This window comes from Rheinheimera sediminis (assembly GCF_004005375.1).
Classification (GTDB): Bacteria; Pseudomonadota; Gammaproteobacteria; order Enterobacterales; family Alteromonadaceae; genus Pararheinheimera.
This window is the reverse complement of sequence record NZ_RZUF01000003.1, coordinates 212182-230596: the sequence shown is the minus strand read 5'-3', so window position 1 is coordinate 230596 and position 18415 is coordinate 212182. Positions and strand designations below refer to the sequence as shown.

The 18415-nt window shown below is 46.2% G+C and carries 14 protein-coding genes; 2 read left to right on the top strand and 12 right to left on the bottom strand.

Annotation, left to right across the window (positions count from 1 at the left end):
* Positions 1-559: 559 nt before the first annotated feature.
* The 3 genes from EMM73_RS03230 to EMM73_RS03220 form a co-directional block, all read right to left on the bottom strand.
* Complete coding sequence (locus EMM73_RS03230; protein ID WP_127685011.1) at positions 560-3262, bottom strand: TonB-dependent receptor; 2703 nt, start codon at positions 3260-3262, stop codon at positions 560-562.
* 316 nt (positions 3263-3578) lie between these two features.
* Positions 3579-4934 (bottom strand): hypothetical protein, encoded by a 1356-nt coding sequence (locus EMM73_RS03225; protein ID WP_127685010.1) that lies wholly within the window; start codon positions 4932-4934, stop codon positions 3579-3581.
* Between the two features lie 361 nt (positions 4935-5295).
* A complete protein-coding gene (locus EMM73_RS03220; protein WP_127685009.1) occupies positions 5296-5766 on the bottom strand; it encodes an FKBP-type peptidyl-prolyl cis-trans isomerase in 471 nt (156 codons plus the stop codon).
* Between the two features lie 355 nt (positions 5767-6121).
* Between EMM73_RS03220 and EMM73_RS03215 the strand changes: the two genes are divergently transcribed.
* Both EMM73_RS03215 and EMM73_RS03210 read left to right on the top strand, forming a co-directional pair.
* A protein-coding gene (locus EMM73_RS03215) for an IS3 family transposase (protein ID WP_127685008.1) occupies positions 6122-7272 on the top strand; the annotation gives its coding sequence in 2 pieces (ribosomal slippage) (positions 6122-6377 and positions 6377-7272; 1152 coding nt in all).
* Between the two features lie 160 nt (positions 7273-7432).
* Positions 7433-7705, top strand: a complete 273-nt coding sequence (locus EMM73_RS03210) for a DUF3297 family protein (RefSeq protein WP_008899910.1) — start codon at positions 7433-7435, stop codon at positions 7703-7705.
* Positions 7706-7800: 95 nt separating this feature from the next.
* Here the strand turns inward: EMM73_RS03210 and EMM73_RS03205 are convergent, their stop codons facing one another.
* The 9 genes from EMM73_RS03205 to EMM73_RS03165 all read right to left on the bottom strand — a co-directional run bounded on the left by EMM73_RS03205 (position 7801) and on the right by EMM73_RS03165 (position 18409).
* On the bottom strand, positions 7801-9090 hold the full coding sequence (locus EMM73_RS03205) for a type II toxin-antitoxin system HipA family toxin (RefSeq protein WP_127685007.1): 1290 nt from the start codon (positions 9088-9090) through the stop codon (positions 7801-7803).
* The gene (locus EMM73_RS03200) at positions 9080-9370 is read right to left on the bottom strand and encodes a helix-turn-helix domain-containing protein (RefSeq protein ID WP_008899912.1); all 291 of its coding nucleotides are present in this window, start codon (positions 9368-9370) and stop codon (positions 9080-9082) included. The genes EMM73_RS03205 and EMM73_RS03200 overlap by 11 nt, the downstream gene beginning before the upstream one ends.
* Positions 9371-9473: 103 nt before the next feature.
* Positions 9474-12485, bottom strand: coding sequence for a TonB-dependent receptor (locus EMM73_RS03195; protein WP_261373312.1), 3012 nt, complete (start codon positions 12483-12485; stop codon positions 9474-9476).
* Between the two features lie 14 nt (positions 12486-12499).
* A complete protein-coding gene (locus EMM73_RS03190; RefSeq protein ID WP_127685006.1) occupies positions 12500-13495 on the bottom strand; it encodes a FecR family protein in 996 nt (331 codons plus the stop codon).
* A 36-nt stretch (positions 13496-13531) separates the two neighbouring features.
* Positions 13532-14023, bottom strand: a complete 492-nt coding sequence (locus EMM73_RS03185; RefSeq protein ID WP_127685005.1) for an RNA polymerase sigma factor — start codon at positions 14021-14023, stop codon at positions 13532-13534.
* Positions 14024-14174: 151 nt separating this feature from the next.
* Complete coding sequence (locus tag EMM73_RS03180; RefSeq protein WP_127685004.1) at positions 14175-14813, bottom strand: NAD(P)H-dependent oxidoreductase; 639 nt, start codon at positions 14811-14813, stop codon at positions 14175-14177.
* 203 nt (positions 14814-15016) lie between these two features.
* Entirely contained in the window at positions 15017-16228 is a 1212-nt protein-coding gene (locus EMM73_RS03175; protein WP_127685003.1) for a M56 family metallopeptidase, read from the bottom strand.
* Positions 16221-16601, bottom strand: coding sequence for a BlaI/MecI/CopY family transcriptional regulator (locus EMM73_RS03170; RefSeq protein ID WP_008899917.1), 381 nt, complete (start codon positions 16599-16601; stop codon positions 16221-16223). Before EMM73_RS03170 ends, EMM73_RS03175 begins: the two co-directional genes overlap by 8 nt.
* A 353-nt stretch (positions 16602-16954) precedes the next feature.
* Complete coding sequence (locus EMM73_RS03165; protein WP_127685002.1) at positions 16955-18409, bottom strand: tetratricopeptide repeat-containing sulfotransferase family protein; 1455 nt, start codon at positions 18407-18409, stop codon at positions 16955-16957.
* Positions 18410-18415 lie beyond the last annotated feature (6 nt).

Genomic DNA, 18415 nt, shown 5'->3' with positions numbered 1-18415 from the left:
GTACATGGTGATCGCCGGCCAGCCAGCTTTTACTTTGTTCTGGCTGTTGTACTGTTTGCACTTGCTGGCAGGATGCGACCAGCACAATCGCAATACCAGCTAAGCCCAACTGCTTTTTATTCTTTACCAAAGTTTTCACTCACTACACCTTACCGCTGAGAAATCAGATTAAAGCAAAACCCTGACTCAACAAAGTCAGGGCTTTTTTCGTTCTACACACCTGAAACTATCAGGAGAAACGTAGGGGCAGGGCGTGCCCTGCCCGTGTCGAATTCGCACTGAAGCTGCCGTCAACAAAGCTGCAGCTTCAAGTACGAGGCGTCAGCCAAAGTAATTGATGTTGCAGCGAGAGCGCGCGGTCAACAAAGCTGCAGCTTCAAGTACGAGGTGTCAGCCAAAGTAATTGATGTTGCAGCGAGGCGACAAGTGCTNTCAGCCAAAGTAATTGATGTTGCAGCGAGGCGACAAGTGCTTGAGACCCCAGGAGCATAGTTCACCTATGTGACTGGGGCGAGAGCGCGCGGTCAACAAAGCTGCAGCTTCAAGTACGAGGCGTCAGTTAGAACTGTACTGTCACCCCTGCCATATAAGTACGACCACTGAAGGTGGTGTTATAAGCTCTGTCACTGGAATCACTATACAACTCATCACGCACATTGGTCAGGTTAATGGCTTCCAGGTTCAGTTTTACGCTGTCACTCAAGCGGTAAAATGCAGAGAAATCGACGTTGGTGGTGGCATGGTAACCACGTTCGTCATCGTCAATAGAACCACTTTCCACACCTGTGATGTAATCGCTGCGATAGGCAGCAGCCACACGGGCTCCCCACTGCTCAGCTTCGTAATAGAGCGTGAAGTTATAGCTCTGTTTGGATAAACCAGGAAAGGCTTTGATTTGGTCTTCACCTGAGTTTTGAACGTTACGATACAAGGTATTACCATCTGCCCAAGTGTAGTTGGCAATCACACCTAAGTTATTAAAAGGCGCGGGCAGGAAATCCAAGTCCCGTTGCATCGCAAGTTCAAAACCTTTGATGGTGGACGAATCTGAGTTTTGTGGTGACGACACAATAAAAATGTCATCCACTGTTTTACCTACAGGTAACAACTGTGCCGGTAGCCCAAGCTCGCTGTATACGATTTGCTGAGTTTCAGTGACGATAAAGTTGTCGATATCTTTATAAAATAATGCAGCTGACAGCAAACCTACATCTTCAAAATACCATTCCAGCGCCGTATCCAGGTTGTCTGATTCAAAAGGTTGCAAATGAGGGTTACCCACAGAAATCCGGCCTATATCATTTGCGCCCAAAGAGGTTTGGCTAACATTAGCCGAAAACGCCATAGCGCCTAAGGAAGGACGAGTCATGTTTTTGCTGTAACCAGAACGCCAAATCACATCTTCGACAAACTCATAAGCAATATTCAGGCTTGGCAAATAATCGGAATAATCACGTACCATTTCTGTTGGAATACCTTTCGACAAACCTTTTGAGCTCAGCTCTGTGGTGAAGTAACGCACACCTATATTGGCTCGCAGCGGCATACCTGCCACATCATATTCGGTATCGTATAACAGATAAGCGGCCTGAGTTTCTTCAGCTAAATCGTAAGCCGAGCTCTCTACTGTGTAGGCGTCAGTTAAGGTAAAATCGCTCAGACCATAAAACGCTTGCAAGGTCGCCATATTGCCTTCCAGCCAAGGTTTGTCAGGGTGACCATTAAACAGTTGCACCTGCTCTGCGGTCAGCGTGTTTACGCCCTGATTTTGTGGTGTAGCTTTATTGGTTGGGAAATCCTTTGCGACTCGCTCAAAACCAGAGTTCGTGAATTTTTTATAGTTGATACCAAATTTCAGGCTGGAGCTGTCGGTTAAACCATAGTCAAAATCCAGTTTGGCATTATCAAAATCTGAATAGATAAAGTTCGACTGGAAGTACAAATCTTTGACTGTGTAGCCACTGAGGCCAGCCACATCAAAACTGGGTGAATAGCTATGACCGTAGAAGGGATCCTGAGTGAAGTCAGTAATAATATTTACTTTTTTCTTGGCTTCAATATTCAGTTTATTGACACGAGGCTGCTCGTAATCAGAAGAACTGTGCCCCAGCATAAAGCTCATTGATAAGTCGTCGGTCAAAGTCCAGTCTGCGGTCAAGCTCGCTTGATTTAATACAGACTCGTTGCGATCCTGACGGTTTTCATTGCGCCAGGTTGCATTTTTATAATCGGCATACATCACTTCTTTGTCGCCGTTGTTGTCACGCCAAACCAGGCTATTGACCGTTGAGTTATCTTTCACCGCCATATGATGCTCAGACAACTGGTTCTCCAGTTTACCGTGCATTAAATCCAGCACCAGACTGAACTCCTGACTAGGTTTGTACTGCAAAGCTGCAGTGATACCTAAACGGTTTTGATCATTTTCCCAAACCGAATAACGATGGCCACGAGGAAACCATAATTCCCCAGAATCCAGTTCAGCTTGTAAGGCGGTGTTTGTTGCATCCGCTGCTTTTTTGCCACCTTCACGGCGCCAGCGTGTGGTATTAGTGCCGTATTCGTTAGTGGCTCTGTCGCTATACGCCACAGACACCAGGGCACCAAAATTCGACCAGGTATTAGACAATAAAGCGGCGATACGAGGGTCTGTGCTATCGGTATTGCTGTTGGTACCAAGCTGAGCAGAAACAGCTGCCTGAGCGCCGTCATAATCAAAAGGTTTGGCGGTACGTAAATTGACAGTGCCTGCTATGCCACCTTCTTCCTGATCAGCAGAAAAAGATTTTTTTACATCAATCTGGTTAAACAGCTCAGAGGCAAAAATATTAAAGTCAAAAGCCCGGGTACGGGAGACTGCGCCACGCGCATCCATGGGCGAAGACGAAGTACCTAAAGCTTCCATGCCGTTTACCTGAACACGGGTAAAATCAGGGCCTAAACCACGTAAAGAAATCTGCCTGCCTTCTCCACCTTCACGGGTAATAGTGACACCAGGCACACGCTGTAATGAATCGGCCAGGTTCAGATCAGGGAAGTCCGCAATATCTTCAGCCACAATCGAATCCTGAGCGATCATAGCTTCACGCTTCAGATCTTTAGCTTTGATAATAGAGCTGCGAAAACCTTTGACTTCAATTACTTCTGTTTCTGATGTTTTAGCTTCTGTAGCAGATTGAGCCAAGACCACAGAGCTGTAAAAAGCCGGAAGTGCAGCCAGCACGGCCAAAGCCAGATGACTCTTGCGAAGATTCGTCTTCATAATTAATCCATTTTTCCTGGTTAGTTAAGCTGATTAAGTAAATCTGCCAGGCGCAAATGCGCAGCAGTCCCCCTAAAGAGCAACGACCAGTGATTTATGGACAAAGAATTTTATGAAGGTTTTTTTACAGTGGGTGGGGATAACCTCACCGGCGTTATGGCTTATCTATTAAACGCCTTCGGTCAACATCAATCTTAAATACGGAATATAACCTTTAGAGCACTTCCAAGACTCACTGTATCTCCCTGTTTAGTTTAAAACCAAGCCTTACGGCAACATGTGATTTCTAAAACCATAATTAGTGTGAATAGCTTTATCAAAATGGAAATGGGTCTTCGTCTTCTTCTGGATCGTCAAATGCAATATATTTATCCTCAATTAATTTATCTTTAAGTGAGTTATACGAAAATCCCTTAGATGTCATTTTATTCCAAAAATCAATCCAAAGTTTTTTATGATTAAGGGGTGCTGATTTTGTCTCTGTATAAATATCAGAAAAAATCACACCGATACCACCAGCATTTAGAATTTGATTTATACCGTATGAGCCTGTGTTTTCTAAAGCACCGGAAAATACACGTAGCAGATCATTGTCATTAAATTGGCTGCAAATTGGCAGTAACAATTTGTTGGCCCTAAATTCAGCTGAATCAAAGCTTAAAGCCTCTGAGAAAATATCTATCGATTTATCCTTTAAGAAACTACAAGGGTATGCTGCGATAATTTTAGCTTGTTCAACGTTATCTAAAAGATCCATCTTATCTAACACATAAGCTCTAATTCCCACATTAACTTCAGCGAGCCTAGTGACTTGAAATTTAGACATTTCATCTAGATCCATTGACTTAATTAGTCCCTCAATTCGAACTCTCTCTGCGTGCTCAACTTTAGACCAAAGCTCTTTCCGTAGTCGAAGAAAAGGGAAAACTCTCTTCAATCTATGGTCTGTCGCCTCAGCCAGCATTCCACTTAACTTCGTAGAGACAACATCCTCATATACCTGTGGATACAGCCTATAAATTGCATTTAAAGATGCGGATAGTCGATTCAATAAGCTAGCTTGCAACCCTGTCTCGTCACGGAATACTCTTTTAAGAATAATAATAGCTAAATTACTTACTCCACTACCTTTCACTCTGCCTAAATTATTCTCCGAGGATAGGAGTGTAAAAGCTTTCTCTTCATCTTCTGGAAAGGATGGCTCATTTATTAATTCATACAGCCTTTGAACAATAACCTTACCTTTGACTGGAGGATGAATTAACAAGTAATTTCCAGCTTGAACAATATAAGCAAGTGCTAGTTCTGCAAGGGGCGTAAACTGACTTCCATCATCCGAGAATGTTGGATGAGCGCATATATTTCGATCGTCCTTCAATCTATCTAAATGTAATTTTTCTATAGTTGAAATAAGTTGAAGCTGATCGCAAGCGATGTTTAATATATCTCTCTCAAAAGCCAACATAGCCTTCGGATCATCAGGTTTAATACTATCAAGCTGCTTTTCAAGCTGTTTTGCTGCGGGATCGTCACTTAAACTGAGTTCTTTTATTTTTTCAATTATATCAACGCACACTGCAATCCAAGTAGTGATCAGTGATGCCCTGTATGCACCAGTTCGATAAGCAGCAATGGATTCATTTATATAGTTTTTTGCATGAATATTACGCACCTTTTGGAGCAACTCATCTAGATTAGTTAGATGTAATTTCAGAAATTTTCTCCTTATAAACAATTAAGGCTTAAATACTTCACGTCATTTCAATATACAACAGGAGACTTCGTATCTCCTCGCTCGTTTCATTTTATGAAGCTACCTATTTACGTTTCTAAAATCAATGCAACACTGACAATAAATCTGCAGTTAGAAACTGCAGCAGATTGAGAGTAAACCTTACTTTTACCACAGACCTGGTGATTTAATTCCAGCGAAATTCAAGATAGAACAACGCAAAAAAGAAAATTTCTCACAGTTATTCCACAATCAATAAAACTCAAATATCAGGACAATTCGAAAATTCTGTCCCACATTTTTACTGGATCTCAAACAATTCCACATCAAAAATCAGTACAGAACCTGGAGGAATTTTGCCAGCGCTGCGGTTGCCGTAACCCAAGCCTGATGGGATAAAAAAGCGGAATTTATCGCCCACTTTCATCAGTTGCAAACCTTCGGTCCAGCCTGGAATAACGCGGTTGAGTGGGAAAGAGATGGTTTCGTCACGCTCAACTGAAGAATCGAACACTGTGCCATCGGTGAGTGTGCCATGGTAATGCACCCGCACTGTGCTGCTGGCGGTTGGGTGGGTTTCGCCATTGCCACCTTGTAAAACCTCATATTGCAAGCCTGAAGCTGTGGTTTTTACGCCCTCTTTTTTTGAGTTTTCAGCTAAAAATGCACTGCCTTTTTCATGGTTCAGCAGAGCGGCTTTTTTAGAACTGGCGCTGTTGTAGAAGTAATAAGCGACACAAGCGAGAACTAAAACAATTAAAGCAATTTTCATGGTGAGTCCGGTTAATTAAGCTAGGTAACAGCCATCTTATTGTTAATGTTGGTTTTGGTCAAAGATGAGGTGAAGTTTGGTTGTTGATTGTTGATTGCGGGTTGAGGGTTGCGGGTTGCGGGTTGAGGGTTGTTGCACTGCCGCTTCGCGTCGAGTGCAACCTACTGCGCGTCGAGTGCAATCTACACCGCGTCGAGTGCAATCTACACCGCGTCGAGTGCAACCTACAGCCCGGCAAGAGCAATCTACACCGCGTCGAGTGCGACCTACAGTGCGGCGAGTGCAATCTGTAGTGGTCTAATAAAACCGGACACCAAGTTAGGTGGTAAAATCAAACCATCGAACGAGGTGAATAATGACAACAGATCGTCGGAGTTTTACTCCAGAATTTAAACGTGATGCAGCCAAACTGGTTGTTGAGCAAGGATACACCATTGGCGAGGCTTGCAAAGCCATGGGTGTTGGCGAAACGGCCATGCGTCGTTGGGTTGAGCAGCTAAAGTCTGAACATCAGGGAATCACTCCCAGCTCCAAAGCGTTAACGGCAGAGCAACAGCGAATTCAAGAGCTGGAAAAACGCATCAAACGCCTTGAATTAGAGAAAGAAATTCTAAAAAAGGCTACAGCTCTCTTGATGTCGGACGAATTCAAAAACATGCGCTGACAGGCCAATTAAGTGAGCAGTACCCAACCGAACTGGTCTGTGCGTTATTTGATGTTCCAAGGTCGACTTTTTACGACCGGCGTTCAAAGCCTGTCGATGAAGAACAGCAGGCACTAAGCCAGCGTATTGTGAGTATCTTTAAAGAAAGCCGTGGCTCCGCAGGAAGCCGGACTATTGTGAGTATTCTGCATGCTGAGGATACAACAGTAAGCCGGTTTAAAGTGATGCGGTTAATGGAAGACGCGGGCCTGCAAAGTAAGCAGCCTGGCTCGCATTCTTACAAAGTGGCGACGGTTGAACGGGTTGATATTCCAAATACTCTGGCGCGTAATTTTAAACCTGAACGGCCTAATCAGGTGTGGACCGGTGATATCACGTATATCTGGGCTGGCCGCTGGGTTTATCTGGCGGTTGTCCTCGATTTGTATAAACGACGAGTCGTGGGTTATGCCATGTCAGACAAAGCTGATGCGGCATTGACAATTGCGGCACTGTCCATGGCTTGGCAACAGCGTGGGAAGCCAAAAGACCTGATGTTCCATTCTGACCAGGGCTGCCAATATACAGCGCTCTCGTTCAGACAAACACTGTGGCGCTATCAGATACAGCAAAGTATGAGTCGTCGCGGTAACTGCTGGGACAATGCACCCACTGAACGTTTGTTCCGTAGTTTAAAAACGGAATGGGTACCAAAAACTGGATATGAAAATCTGGCAGAGGCTAAATCGGATATTAGCCGTTACTTACTCGGGTATTACAATCACAGGCGGCCACACAGCTTTAATGCTGGATTACCGCCAGTGATAGCAGAACAACCTAAGTTAGTGTCCGGAAATACTTGACCACTACAATCTACAATATCTCGATAGAAACCGATCTTGCGGCAAAAGTCTTATTTTTCCTTGTTTCTTTTTGTTTTTCTTTGTTTCTGGCCGCCGCTCTTGAGCCCACTGCTGGCTTTGCCTACAATGGCGCACGTTTTATTTACCATAGGCCAGAGCCATGACAGACACGACCACTCAAGATACAGCAGCACGCCCGGATTTACCGGATCGCCTTTGCACCAACCCGCGCAGCCCACATTATGTAGCGGCAATTTTTGAACACGACGTGGGTATTCGTTTGAACGGCAAACAGCGTTTTGATGTGGAAGAATATTGCATCAGCGAAGGTTGGGTGAAAGTGGCAGCAGCCAAAGCACTGGACCGTCGTGGCCAGCCGTTACTGATGACTTTAAAAGGTAAAGTAGAAGCTTTTTATACCGAGCCTGCTTAAAACCGCAGTTTTGTTGACTTTATAGCTCGCTCAGACTTTCGTCTGGACGCGAGACGGGCAGGGGCAAGCCCTGCCCCTACAAGCCCTGCAGTGATTTAACCAAGAATACCAGCCAGATGCTGGCGCGAACTGTTTATCTGTGTTGCTATTAAAGCAGTGGTCTGAGGTTTAATCGCTAATTCATTGGCCACCTGATTAAAACCTGAGACCAGATCCATCAGTTCCCTGATTAGTTGTTCTGCAACTGACCAACGCGCGAAGCCTGCTGCTTCAGCCAGTTTTTGCAGGGCTTTGAGGGGTGGTTGCTTGCCGAAACCACAAAAAGAAGTGGCATGCTCACCAAAAGGATTTGGACTAAAAGTGACATCATAAAAGGGTGCTGGTTGCCATTCCCCGCTGTCTTTTTGCATAAAGGCCCAGTTTTTACTGTGATCATCCTGATTGCAGAGCAGTAAGTTAAACATAGCTCTTTTAAATTGCAGTTGGCCTGCGGCAGGCGATTTACATAAAATACGGCTCGCTTTAATCAGGTCTTCGTAATCTAAACTTGGTACCCGAAAATCAGCATCCAGCAGACCACAGGCACTATGCAGATGACGCCTCCCGCTGCTTCCATCCGGGTTATTGATGTAATCAAAACGCTTCAATGCAAGCCATTTAGTCGCACCCGACCCTTTAGGCGCATTTAATAACTTCCACTCTGGGGGCATTAACCCTGCCCGCTCTGCCAGGGTTAAATAAGCGGCTTCGCATAAGCCCTCTTCATGGCCCAAGGCTAAATTGGCAGAGGTAAATTTGACTAACCATGCATCATCATTGGCTATAGGTATGGTCCGGCATACTCTGTAGTTGTCGCCCTGGAAATAAAGTTGTGCTTTGGGTCTTGCACCACCGGCACTGCCTGCAGCAATTAACGCGCTTAATACGTCTTCGGTTTGCCCATCAAAAATCGCCTGAGCATTCAGCCCCAAGCTGTCGAGACTAATGTCTGCCGCTGATTCTTCCATATACTCAGAACTAGGGCTGAAGGATAAAGCGCCAAGAGCGGAATCACCGACAAAGGCCAACCTGTCCATGGCAGTGATAGTTGCCGGTAAGATGCCGTGACGACGAAAAACACGATCCTGCAGTAACAATCCCCAGCCATCAGGCAAGGCATCGGCAAATACTCCATGTAAGCCGCCATGTGGCGTTTTTGGCGCTTGTTGCACTGCAGAATTAAAGTGGATGACAAAAGGCGACAAGTTTTCAAACTGGCTCAGATAATCCTGATCATACTGAAAAAACACGCCGTGGCGGTTTTGAGCAAGCACACCAACCGACACTTTTTGGCCTGACTCCAGCGTACGGGATACATTCAGTTTTTGCACGGGTTTAACGGCCATCTCGCAATACCTCCTCAATAGATAACGGAGCTGTAAGGCTTTGGGCTTGTTGTTGGGTTAGTCCATAAAGGCGCTTTAAGTCATCCAGTGTTTGCCAGAGCAGAAGCAACTGGCGAAATGAAATTTGCCCTGTCAGCTCAAATTTTTTGATGGTGGCAGCAGGCACAGTACTGCGCTCTGCCAAATCCAGCCGGGAGAGTTTGGCTTGTTGCCTTAGTTTGCGCAAATGTTCAGAAAAAGCCTTTTGCACATCATTTTCAGCAAGCAACAGATACTTCATGGCAACCTCGCAATGGACACTATAATATCCATTGTAGTTCAATTAGTAACTTTATGGACATAATAATATCCATTGAATAGGAAACAGCAGGCCCCACTGGAGCTCAAAACTCAGCCGTAACTCCAAGCATATAGGTGCGGCCGCTGTAGGTGCTGTTGTAGGCTCTGTTGCTGGAGTCGCTGTATAACTCGTCACGAACATTGGTCAGGTTGATGGCTTCGAGGTTCAGTTTGATATGGTGGTTTAGCCGGTAATAGGCTGAAAAATCGAGGTGGGTGGTGGCGTGATAACCACGTTCGTCATCGTCAATCGAGCCACTTTCCACTCCTGTGATGTACTTGTCCCTGTAGGCTGTCGCTATACGGGCTCCCCATCCTTGGGTTTCGTAATACAACGTCAGGTTATAGCTTTGTTTCGACAGGCCGGGAAAAGCTTTGCGCTGATCCTCACCTGAGTTCTCTACGTTTGGATATAAAGTTGTGCCATCAGCCCAGGTGTAGTTGGCTATCACACCCAAATGATCAAAAGGTGCCGGCAGAAAATCCAGATCACGTTGCAGCGCCAGCTCAAAACCCCGGATACTGGACGAGTCGGAGTTTTGCGGCGAGGATACATTAAAGATATCGTTGACCGTTTTTCCTGCAGGTAGTAAAGAGGCTGGTAGCCCAAGTTCGCTATATAACCTTTGTCGGGTTTTAGTCACAATAAAGTGATCAATGTTTTTGTAAAATACCGCTACAGATGCCAAACCAGCTTGTTCAAAATACCACTCCAGCGCCATATCGAAGTTGTCGGATCCATAGGGTTGCAGCTCTGGGTTGCCTGTTGAAATTTGACCTATATCCTTTTCGCCGAGCGAGGTTTGGCTGACATTGACTGAAAACGCCATAGCGCTTAGCGCCGGGCGAGTCATATTTTTACTCAGTCCTGTGCGCCAAATCAGATCCTCAGCGAACTCATAGGTTATATCCAGGCTGGGTAAATAACCTGAATACCGCCGCTTAATGCCAGTGGGCTGCATTTCAGCGGCCCCCTGTGAGCTCATTTGAGTATCAAAAAAACGCAAGCCAAGGCTGGAGCGTAAAGGCAAACCTGCCAGTTGAGAGTCGCTGTGGTACAGCAGGTAAACTGCGTTGGTTTGTTCTTTTAAATCATACACTGAGCTGTTGATGGTATCAGTCTCTGTTAACGCAAAATCGTGCAGGCCATAAAAGCTCTGCACTGCTGTTACATCACCTTGTAGCCAGCTTTGCTCCGGATGACCACTATAAAGCTGCACCTGCTCCGGAAGAAGACTGAGTATGCCCTGATTCGCTGGTGTACTGCTGTTCAACGGAAAGCCTGTGGCTCTTTGTTCAAAACCTGAGTTACCGAACTGTTTATGATGCAGGCCAAATTGCAGTATTTTGTTGTTACTTAAGTGGTAATTAAAATTCAGCTTGGCATTGTCGAAACTGGAATAGATAAAGTTCGACTGATAAAACAGATCCCTCACTTTGTAGCCTTCAATCGCCGTTACGTCAAAATCCGGCGAATAACTACGGCCATAAAAAGCGTCCTGGGTGAAGTCGGTGATGATGTTTGCTTTATGTTTTGCTTCTATATTAAGCTTCAAAAGGCGGGGTTGACGGTAGTCGGACGAACTATGCCCCAACATAGCTTTGATGCTCAGATCGGCAGTTGCAGCCCAGTCTGCGGCTACACTGATTTGGTCAAACACCGATTCGTTATAATCCTCACGGTTTTCATTTCGCCAACTGGCATTTTGGTAACTGGCATAAACAACCTCTTTGTCTCCTGTCGCACTTTCACGCCAGATCAGAGAGTTCACCAGGTTATTATCTTTCACCGCCATATGATGTTCGGACAACTGGTTTTTCAGAGTGCCGTGCATCCAATCCAGCACCAGACTGAACTCCTGATTGGGTTTGTATTGCAAAGCGCCTGTGATCCCTAAGCGGTTTTGCTCATTTTCCCAGACCGAAAAACGCTGGCCACGTGGAAACCACAACTCGCCTGAATCCAGTAAGTTTTGTAGCTCAGCAGCGCTGCTGTCTGTCGCTTGTTTACCACTTTCGCGCCGCCAACGCGTGGTGTTACTGCCATATTCATTGGTGGATCGAATGCTGTGCGTGACAGAAACCAAAGCGCCAATATCGGACCAGAGATGCGAGAACAAAGCAGAAAAACGAGGATCTGTACTTCGAGTGTTGCTATTGCTGCCCAACTGAGCGGAAATGCTGGTTTTTGCGCCGTCATAATCAAAAGGCTTAGCGGTACGCAAATCAACAGTACCCGCTATCCCCCCCTCTTCCTGATCGGCAGCAAAGGATTTTTTTACATCAATTTGGTTAAACAGCTCAGAGGCAAAAATATTAAAGTCAAAAGCCCGGGTTCTGGACACTGCTCCACGCGCATCCATAGGTGAAGAGGACGTGCCTAAAGCTTCCATACCATTCACTTGTACCAGGGTGAAATCAGCACCCAACCCCCGCAAGGAAATTTGCCGGCCTTCGCCCCACTCTCTGTTGATGGTAATACCTGGGATCCGCAGTAATGAATTAGCTAAGTTCAGGGCGGGAAAGTGGGTAATATCTTCAGCCACCAGAGAATCCTGCCGAACCATGGCTTGGCGCTTTAAAGTGTTAGCCGAGGGTAACAGCGTTGTAGCAAGCTCCTGTTGTTGCCTTATTGAGCTGGAGCGCACCGCTATCACTTCTAAAGGTGTTGCAGGGGCCTGGGTTGTAGTGACAGTAATTGGCGCTATTGCTTCGGGCTTCACTGCCACAGCTTTGGTTTTAATCAGCCAGCCTTTAGCGCGGGGCATGGCTTCTAAAGGGTGCTGCGCTAACAGCTGATTTAATAGCTCTGTGGCTGAAAACTCACCCACCACAGCAGGAGCGACCAGCCCTTCAAGCAAAGCCGGGTCGTACAATAACGGCTGATTCACAGTGCGGGCAAATTGCAGCAAAGCAGTGGATAAAGGTTGGGCAGGCAGATTGTAGAACTGTTGCGGCTCAGGCTTCTGCTGTGTTGCAGCAGCCCATGCCATAGGACTTTGGCAACAGCACAACAGCAAGAAAAACATCAGACAGAGTTCAGGTCGGAACCACACAACCCGCCCCATTCTTACTGAAGTAGAGAGGGCGTTCGGCTGAGCCGGATGCCACTGCTGTTTTGTTCTAGCTTTAAACCATAAGCTTCGCTCAATGCCTGCAGAGTTTGTTGGGTATTGGCCAGTTCAAAACGGCCTGCTACCCGTAAATCTGCGACCTCAGCACTGGCGCTGACAGGCACCAAAGCGGAACGATTTAGCCGGTGCAGCAAATAGGCCAAGGTTTCGTTTTCAATTTCAATCCAGCCAGAACGCCAGTCGACTAACTGCTGCAAATCCACTTTTTGCACCGCTGATAATTGATGCTGCTGAATACGAATTCGCTCGCCACTTTTTAGCAGCACACTTGGACCTGCCGCAGTAGCTTGCACCTGCACAGCACCTTCGTACACTGTGATATCAATCAGATCCGGGTCTCGGTCAATATTAAATTCGGTGCCTACAGCCACCACGCTGGCTTGATCCAGCCGTACTTCAAAAGGCCGTTGTTTATCTTTGGCCACAGCAAAATAAGCTGCGCCCTGGCCTTGCAGCACCTGGCGTTTATCTGGGGTAAAAAATACCGTCAGCTGACTATCTGGCGCTACATCCACCACTGAACCATCATCCAGAGCTTGTTGCATGCTATCGGCCTGAGCTGTTTTTAACTCGTAAGGGGCGGCGGGTGCAAAGAAGTGGCTATTGCCAAAGTAGAACAGCATCAGCAGCACTGAACTGAACGCCATAGCAACAGCTGTCATCCGTAATTTTGGCCATTGAGGCAAAACGCGTTTTAATGGCGAAGGCTGATAGGCCGCCAGAGCTTTGGTTAAAGCCGGGTCCTGCCAGGTTTGAACCATAGACTGCAGCAGCACAGGATGTCTGGCATCTGCCTCCAGCCAATTACTGAACCGCCTTTTGCTCAGGCTGTCCAGCTCACCACTGGCGAGTTTTTCCACCCAACTGGCGGCTTGCAGATACAAGTCCTGCTCTGCCTGTTCTTTTGCATTCAACTTTTCTTGTTCACTCAAAATAGGACTCACAAAACCTGGTTTATAAAGCAGTATTTATAAAAGATTGCGCTGATCGATCAGACGCTGAATATCTGCCAGCGCCCTGCTGACATGCTTAGATACTGCATCCTCACTGATCTGTAGTAAAGCGGCAATATTGCTGCGGCTTTTACCTTCCATCCGGTACAGCACAAAGACTTGCCGCCTTAAGGAGGGCATAGCGGCCAAAGCCTGACTAAATAGATCCACAGTTTGCTGCATGCTGGCCAGTTCTTCCGGATTGGCACTTTGGCATACCACTTCATCTGGCTCTTCTGCTGCAGCTGGTTTTAATCGCATCAGCATATGACGGGCTACAGTAAAAGCATAAGCCAGAGGATTCAGTATAGGCCGTTGTTTTGCCTGCTCCAGCACACGGGCAATAGACTCCTGAAAAATATCGGCGGCGTCTGCACTACTGGCATTACGCTCCAGATAACGTGCCAGAGGCGCAGCATTTTTCAGCGCCTGATGCACATCCTGCTCCGGCTTTTCAACTATAGACATAAAGCCCCCACCTTTTCACTAAGCGGCAAACCATAACTGATGGATATGACAGAACGTTGACATGAAGGTCAGAGAGGCAAAACAAACAACAGGATTTCAGGAGTAAAAACAGAGAAGGCCACCCAAGGCCTTCTCTAACTTTTCCAAAGCATTAATTAATTTCAGTGACAAACTGCTCGCGGCTACGACGGACTTTTTTCAAATCCACCAGCCAGTCGCCTTCATCGGCGCGGTAGCCTAAAGGCAATAACAACACAGAACGTAAGCCTTTTTCTTTTAAGCCAAGGATTTCATCCACTTTCACCGGGTCAAAACCTTCCATAGGCGTGCTGTCTACTTTCAGTTCGGCAGCAGCAATTAAAGCTGAACCTAAACCAATGTACGCCTGACGGGCCGCATGCTGATAGTTGGTTTCAGCGTCACGCTGCGGGTAAGTACTGAGCAGCATAGCGCGGTAATTTTCCCAGCCTTCGTTTTTAAAACCACGAATTTCGTTGGTTAAATCAAACATCTGATTAATGCGCTCAGCTGTGTAATTGTCCCATGCCGCAAACACCAGTAAATGTGAGCTGTCGGTGATTTGGCCCTGATTCCAGGCATGAGGCCTAATTTGTTCACGCACCGCTTTATTGGTGATCACCAGTACTTCATAAGGCTGTAAACCACTGGAGGTAGCGCTTAAGCGGATAGCTTCCAGAATAAAGTCGATTTTATCCTGTGAAACAACCTGGCTGGGATCGAATTTTTTAGTGGCATAACGCCACTCTAGTTTGCTAATTAAATCAGACATCTGGTAATTCCTTAGTAACGAAGAGGAAACTAATCGGAACGCAATTATACGCTTGTATTTTTGTTTTGTTAGTTGATATAGATCTGACTTATCGCATTTTAGATGGATCAGCTTGTGCTTATTCAAGTCACTCTTCGGCTCTCAATCCAAATGGCAAAAGAGCCAGTGGCCCCTTTGCGATTTAGACTAAAACTGCAGCTTCATTAGTGTTTTGCTGTAGGTATCACGCCCACTCTTTCCACGTTGGCATCGAGTAAGTCCATAGCAAACTCCAGCCTCACCAACATATCTTTATGCTCCTGGCCTGTGGCTGCATACTGCCATTGTTCCAAAGCTGTGATACTGACTTTGTCAAAGGTCGCTTCAGGTACTGAACTTACAATACGCACGTTGCTGACTTTACCTTCTGCTGACACATCAAACTTAGCATCCACATAACCTTCAATTTTTTGTTCGGCGGCCTGAATTGGATACTTAGGCTCAACCCGCATGACAGGAGCTGGTTCGCCCTTAGCATTTGTAACACCAGCTGCCTGCGCAGGTTGTTGCAACCAAAGGCCCGCCACTAAAACGGCTGCTACCGCTGCTATCAGCGTATTTTTGCTAAAACCCTGCTGACTTTGTAATTGCTGTAAACGTTGTTTCATCTGTTTCATATCTCCGTAGTGAGTAATAAGCCCTTGCCAGCTGACTGGCGTTGGCTCTGAGTTGCTTAGTAAAGCTTTACCATAAGCAATTTTGTCGGCTTTGGATGCATTAGCTAACACCAGCGCATCACAAGCTAATTCCTGATCCTGACGGTAGGCGCGGTAGGCCAACCAGCACAAAGGGTTAAACCAGAACAACATCAACAAAGTCAGTGCCAGCAGATTGCAAAACAAATCACCACGACGCCAGTGTGTGAGTTCATGCTGAATAATCAGTTGCTGTTGAGTGGGCGAAAAACGCTGGAAAAAGTCGGTTGGTAACAGAATTTCGGCTTTAAACAGCCCGCTGATGTAAGGTCCCTGCGCTTTGTGACTTAACAAACACGGCAAATCGGACACCAGCGCTGCCGAATCGAGATCAACAGATTTGGCGGCGGCTTTTTCTTTATGAAGCTGCAATTGGCTACGCAGCATTAGTGCGGCAAACAGCAAAACACCAGAGAGCCACAACCACAGCAATAAAAAACTGCGACTGAACTGCTGTTCTGCCTGCTGTAAACCCACCTGATACACCTGCATAACTGTCGAAGTGGAGTTACTGCTTAACTGCAACGGCAGCACAAAACACAGCAGCAATAAAGGCACCAGACTCCACAAGGCGTATGAGGTGAGCGCACCAAGCCGCGTTAATAAATAAGGTCGAAGCACCAGCAATGTCAGTAGCATCAACGCAAGCGGTAACAGTAATTCCAGCAGCAGACTAATCATTTTTATTCTCCTGCTCCCAGCGGGCAATCAACTGTTTCAGCTCAGCTATATCTTGCTCTGCCAGTTTGTCATGTTGCGCAAAACCTGCGACCAAAGGCGCAATACGGCCTGAAAAAACCCGCTGAATAAAGCTCTGGCTTTCTTTTAACTGATAATCGCTTTGTTGCAATACAGGGCTGTATAAATAGGCCCTGCCGTCTTTTTCAAAAGACACAGCTCCTTTAGTCACCAAACGGTTCAGTAGTGTTTTAACGGTTTTTTCATGCCACTGACTGGCGTCAGCCAAAGCTTCCACCACCTGATTGGCTGTCGCAGGCGATTGCTGCCACAACACTTTGAGCACTTCAAGCTCAGCCTGACTGATATCTTTCATTGCAGATTGCCCATCGATTACAAACGTAATACATAAACTATTACACCTGTAATAGTTTATGGCAAGTACTAAATTAAAATAATCTGTGGCAAGTTAAAAAGTGTCAGGCTTAGCTGTAACTTGAGCAGTGAAAACAAAGAAGCCGCAGCCTGACTTTTTACCAGAAGTTAAAAACCTGATGTCAGCTGCAAGCTGACATAGCGCCACGAAAACGGAGCTACTGCAAAGGGTTTTACAGCAACATCAGGCTTGATAAATGCAGGTTCACAGCCTTGCTATGGTACTTATGGGCGCTCAGGCCCAAGCATTCCAAGGCTAATCAACCTGAGAGCTTACGGCAGCAACGCAAAAAATTAGTCTTCGAATCTAGCCTTCCAACTTTGGATAAACTCAGGATAGCGTTCAGCAACATCAAAGTTTCGCTGAAATAAAGGCTGGTGCACTTGCCCTAAACTCGAGGTAAGAACAGGCGCTTTACTCTGGTAAAACTGCAACATCGCGGGCTCGTATTGCAAGTTGAGATGCTGACAAATCAGTTGCAACTGTGGTTCGGGATTGCGGACTAATTCTGCGTATTCCACTTGTAAAATTTTCTCTGGATGCAACCTCTTCCAGTGAGCTATTAAGGCCCGTTCATTCAACATGTAGTCGGCTATGCTTTCGGGCGACCAACTCCAGTCAGCCTGATTACGAAAATTAGTTTTAAAACAAGACCAGGCTATGTCTTCATCATTTCTATGGACAAACACAGCTTTGGCTGCAGGAAAAATCTGTGCCCAGATACCAAAATATTGCGTCAGGTTGAGGGCCTTATCGACGATACGGTTTCGCCCCGGGATGCGCTGACGCGAAACCCGCTGATAAACAGCAGCGATGTGCTCTGTGCCTGCCTGAGGGTCCCCATGCTGACGAATAAAGTCTGGGAACTTACTCAGTTGCTCGCGCTTTAAATGCATACAGGCGATAGCCATGGCGTTCAACTCAGCTACGCCATCAACCTGACTGTTGCAACTCAGCATCTGCCCCAATAATGTGGTGCCGCTTCGTGGCAGGCCCAAAATTGCAATAGGTGAAAAACCCGCTGCATTATTTTTCGGTAATTTGTTTTGTACTTCCGCAGAATATTGCTGGATCAGATTCTGCGTAAATGCCTTATGTTCAGCTGGATTGTAGCGACTTAAAGGGGCAATCTGTTCAGCGCCTTTTTGATAACTTTGCCATGCAAGCTCCCATTGCCCACAGTCGTCATAAGCTTTCGCCATAGTGAAATGCAAGTGTCGACTATCCTCCCCCTTTGCAATCGCATGCTGCTGATACAGGTGCCGTAGTTGCTCAAACAAAGTAGGATTTTTCGAAAAATCAACCAGACTGGCTAAGGTGAACCAGGTAATACCTAAATGTGGGCTGAGACTTAATGCTTTTCCTAAATCCTGTTTTGCTTCAAGCAACAACCCCAATTGAGCTTTGACAGTGCCAAGCAAATGATAAATGGCAGGGTAAGGTAGCTTTTTGTCGGCCTGAGGTTGAACTAATGCAAGCGCTTTTTCAAATTGTCCTGCTTCAGCATATAAACCAGCACATTGGATCAGCTGATTTAAGTCCATCTCTTTACGTTTTCTGAACAACTTCAAGGCCTCTAAAGATGCCTGGATTTCACCAATACTCAGAGCTGTTGCGGCGACCAGTAACCAGTCTTGCTCTTTGGTTGCACCTGATTCAATCAAATGAGCTAGCACAGCTTCCGCTTCAGTGCGGTGTCCGGCTTTGATAGCGTTCATCACATCTTGTAGCTGGTAATCTTTAGTCAAGGGTTT

Excerpts from the sequence above, each read along its gene's own strand:
- EMM73_RS03230 (WP_127685011.1), bottom strand. The coding sequence starts at position 3,262 with ATGAAGACGAATCTTCGCAAGAGTCATCTGGCTTTGGCCGTGCTGGCT.
- EMM73_RS03220 (WP_127685009.1), bottom strand. The coding sequence starts at position 5,766 with ATGAAAATTGCTTTAATTGTTTTAGTTCTCGCTTGTGTCGCTTATTAC.
- EMM73_RS03210 (WP_008899910.1), top strand. The coding sequence starts at position 7,433 with ATGACAGACACGACCACTCAAGATACAGCAGCACGCCCGGATTTACCG.
- EMM73_RS03205 (WP_127685007.1), bottom strand. The coding sequence starts at position 9,090 with ATGGCCGTTAAACCCGTGCAAAAACTGAATGTATCCCGTACGCTGGAG.
- EMM73_RS03200 (WP_008899912.1), bottom strand. The coding sequence starts at position 9,370 with ATGAAGTATCTGTTGCTTGCTGAAAATGATGTGCAAAAGGCTTTTTCT.
- EMM73_RS03185 (WP_127685005.1), bottom strand. The coding sequence starts at position 14,023 with ATGTCTATAGTTGAAAAGCCGGAGCAGGATGTGCATCAGGCGCTGAAA.
- EMM73_RS03180 (WP_127685004.1), bottom strand. The coding sequence starts at position 14,813 with ATGTCTGATTTAATTAGCAAACTAGAGTGGCGTTATGCCACTAAAAAA.
- EMM73_RS03175 (WP_127685003.1), bottom strand. The coding sequence starts at position 16,228 with ATGATTAGTCTGCTGCTGGAATTACTGTTACCGCTTGCGTTGATGCTA.
- EMM73_RS03170 (WP_008899917.1), bottom strand. The coding sequence starts at position 16,601 with ATGAAAGATATCAGTCAGGCTGAGCTTGAAGTGCTCAAAGTGTTGTGG.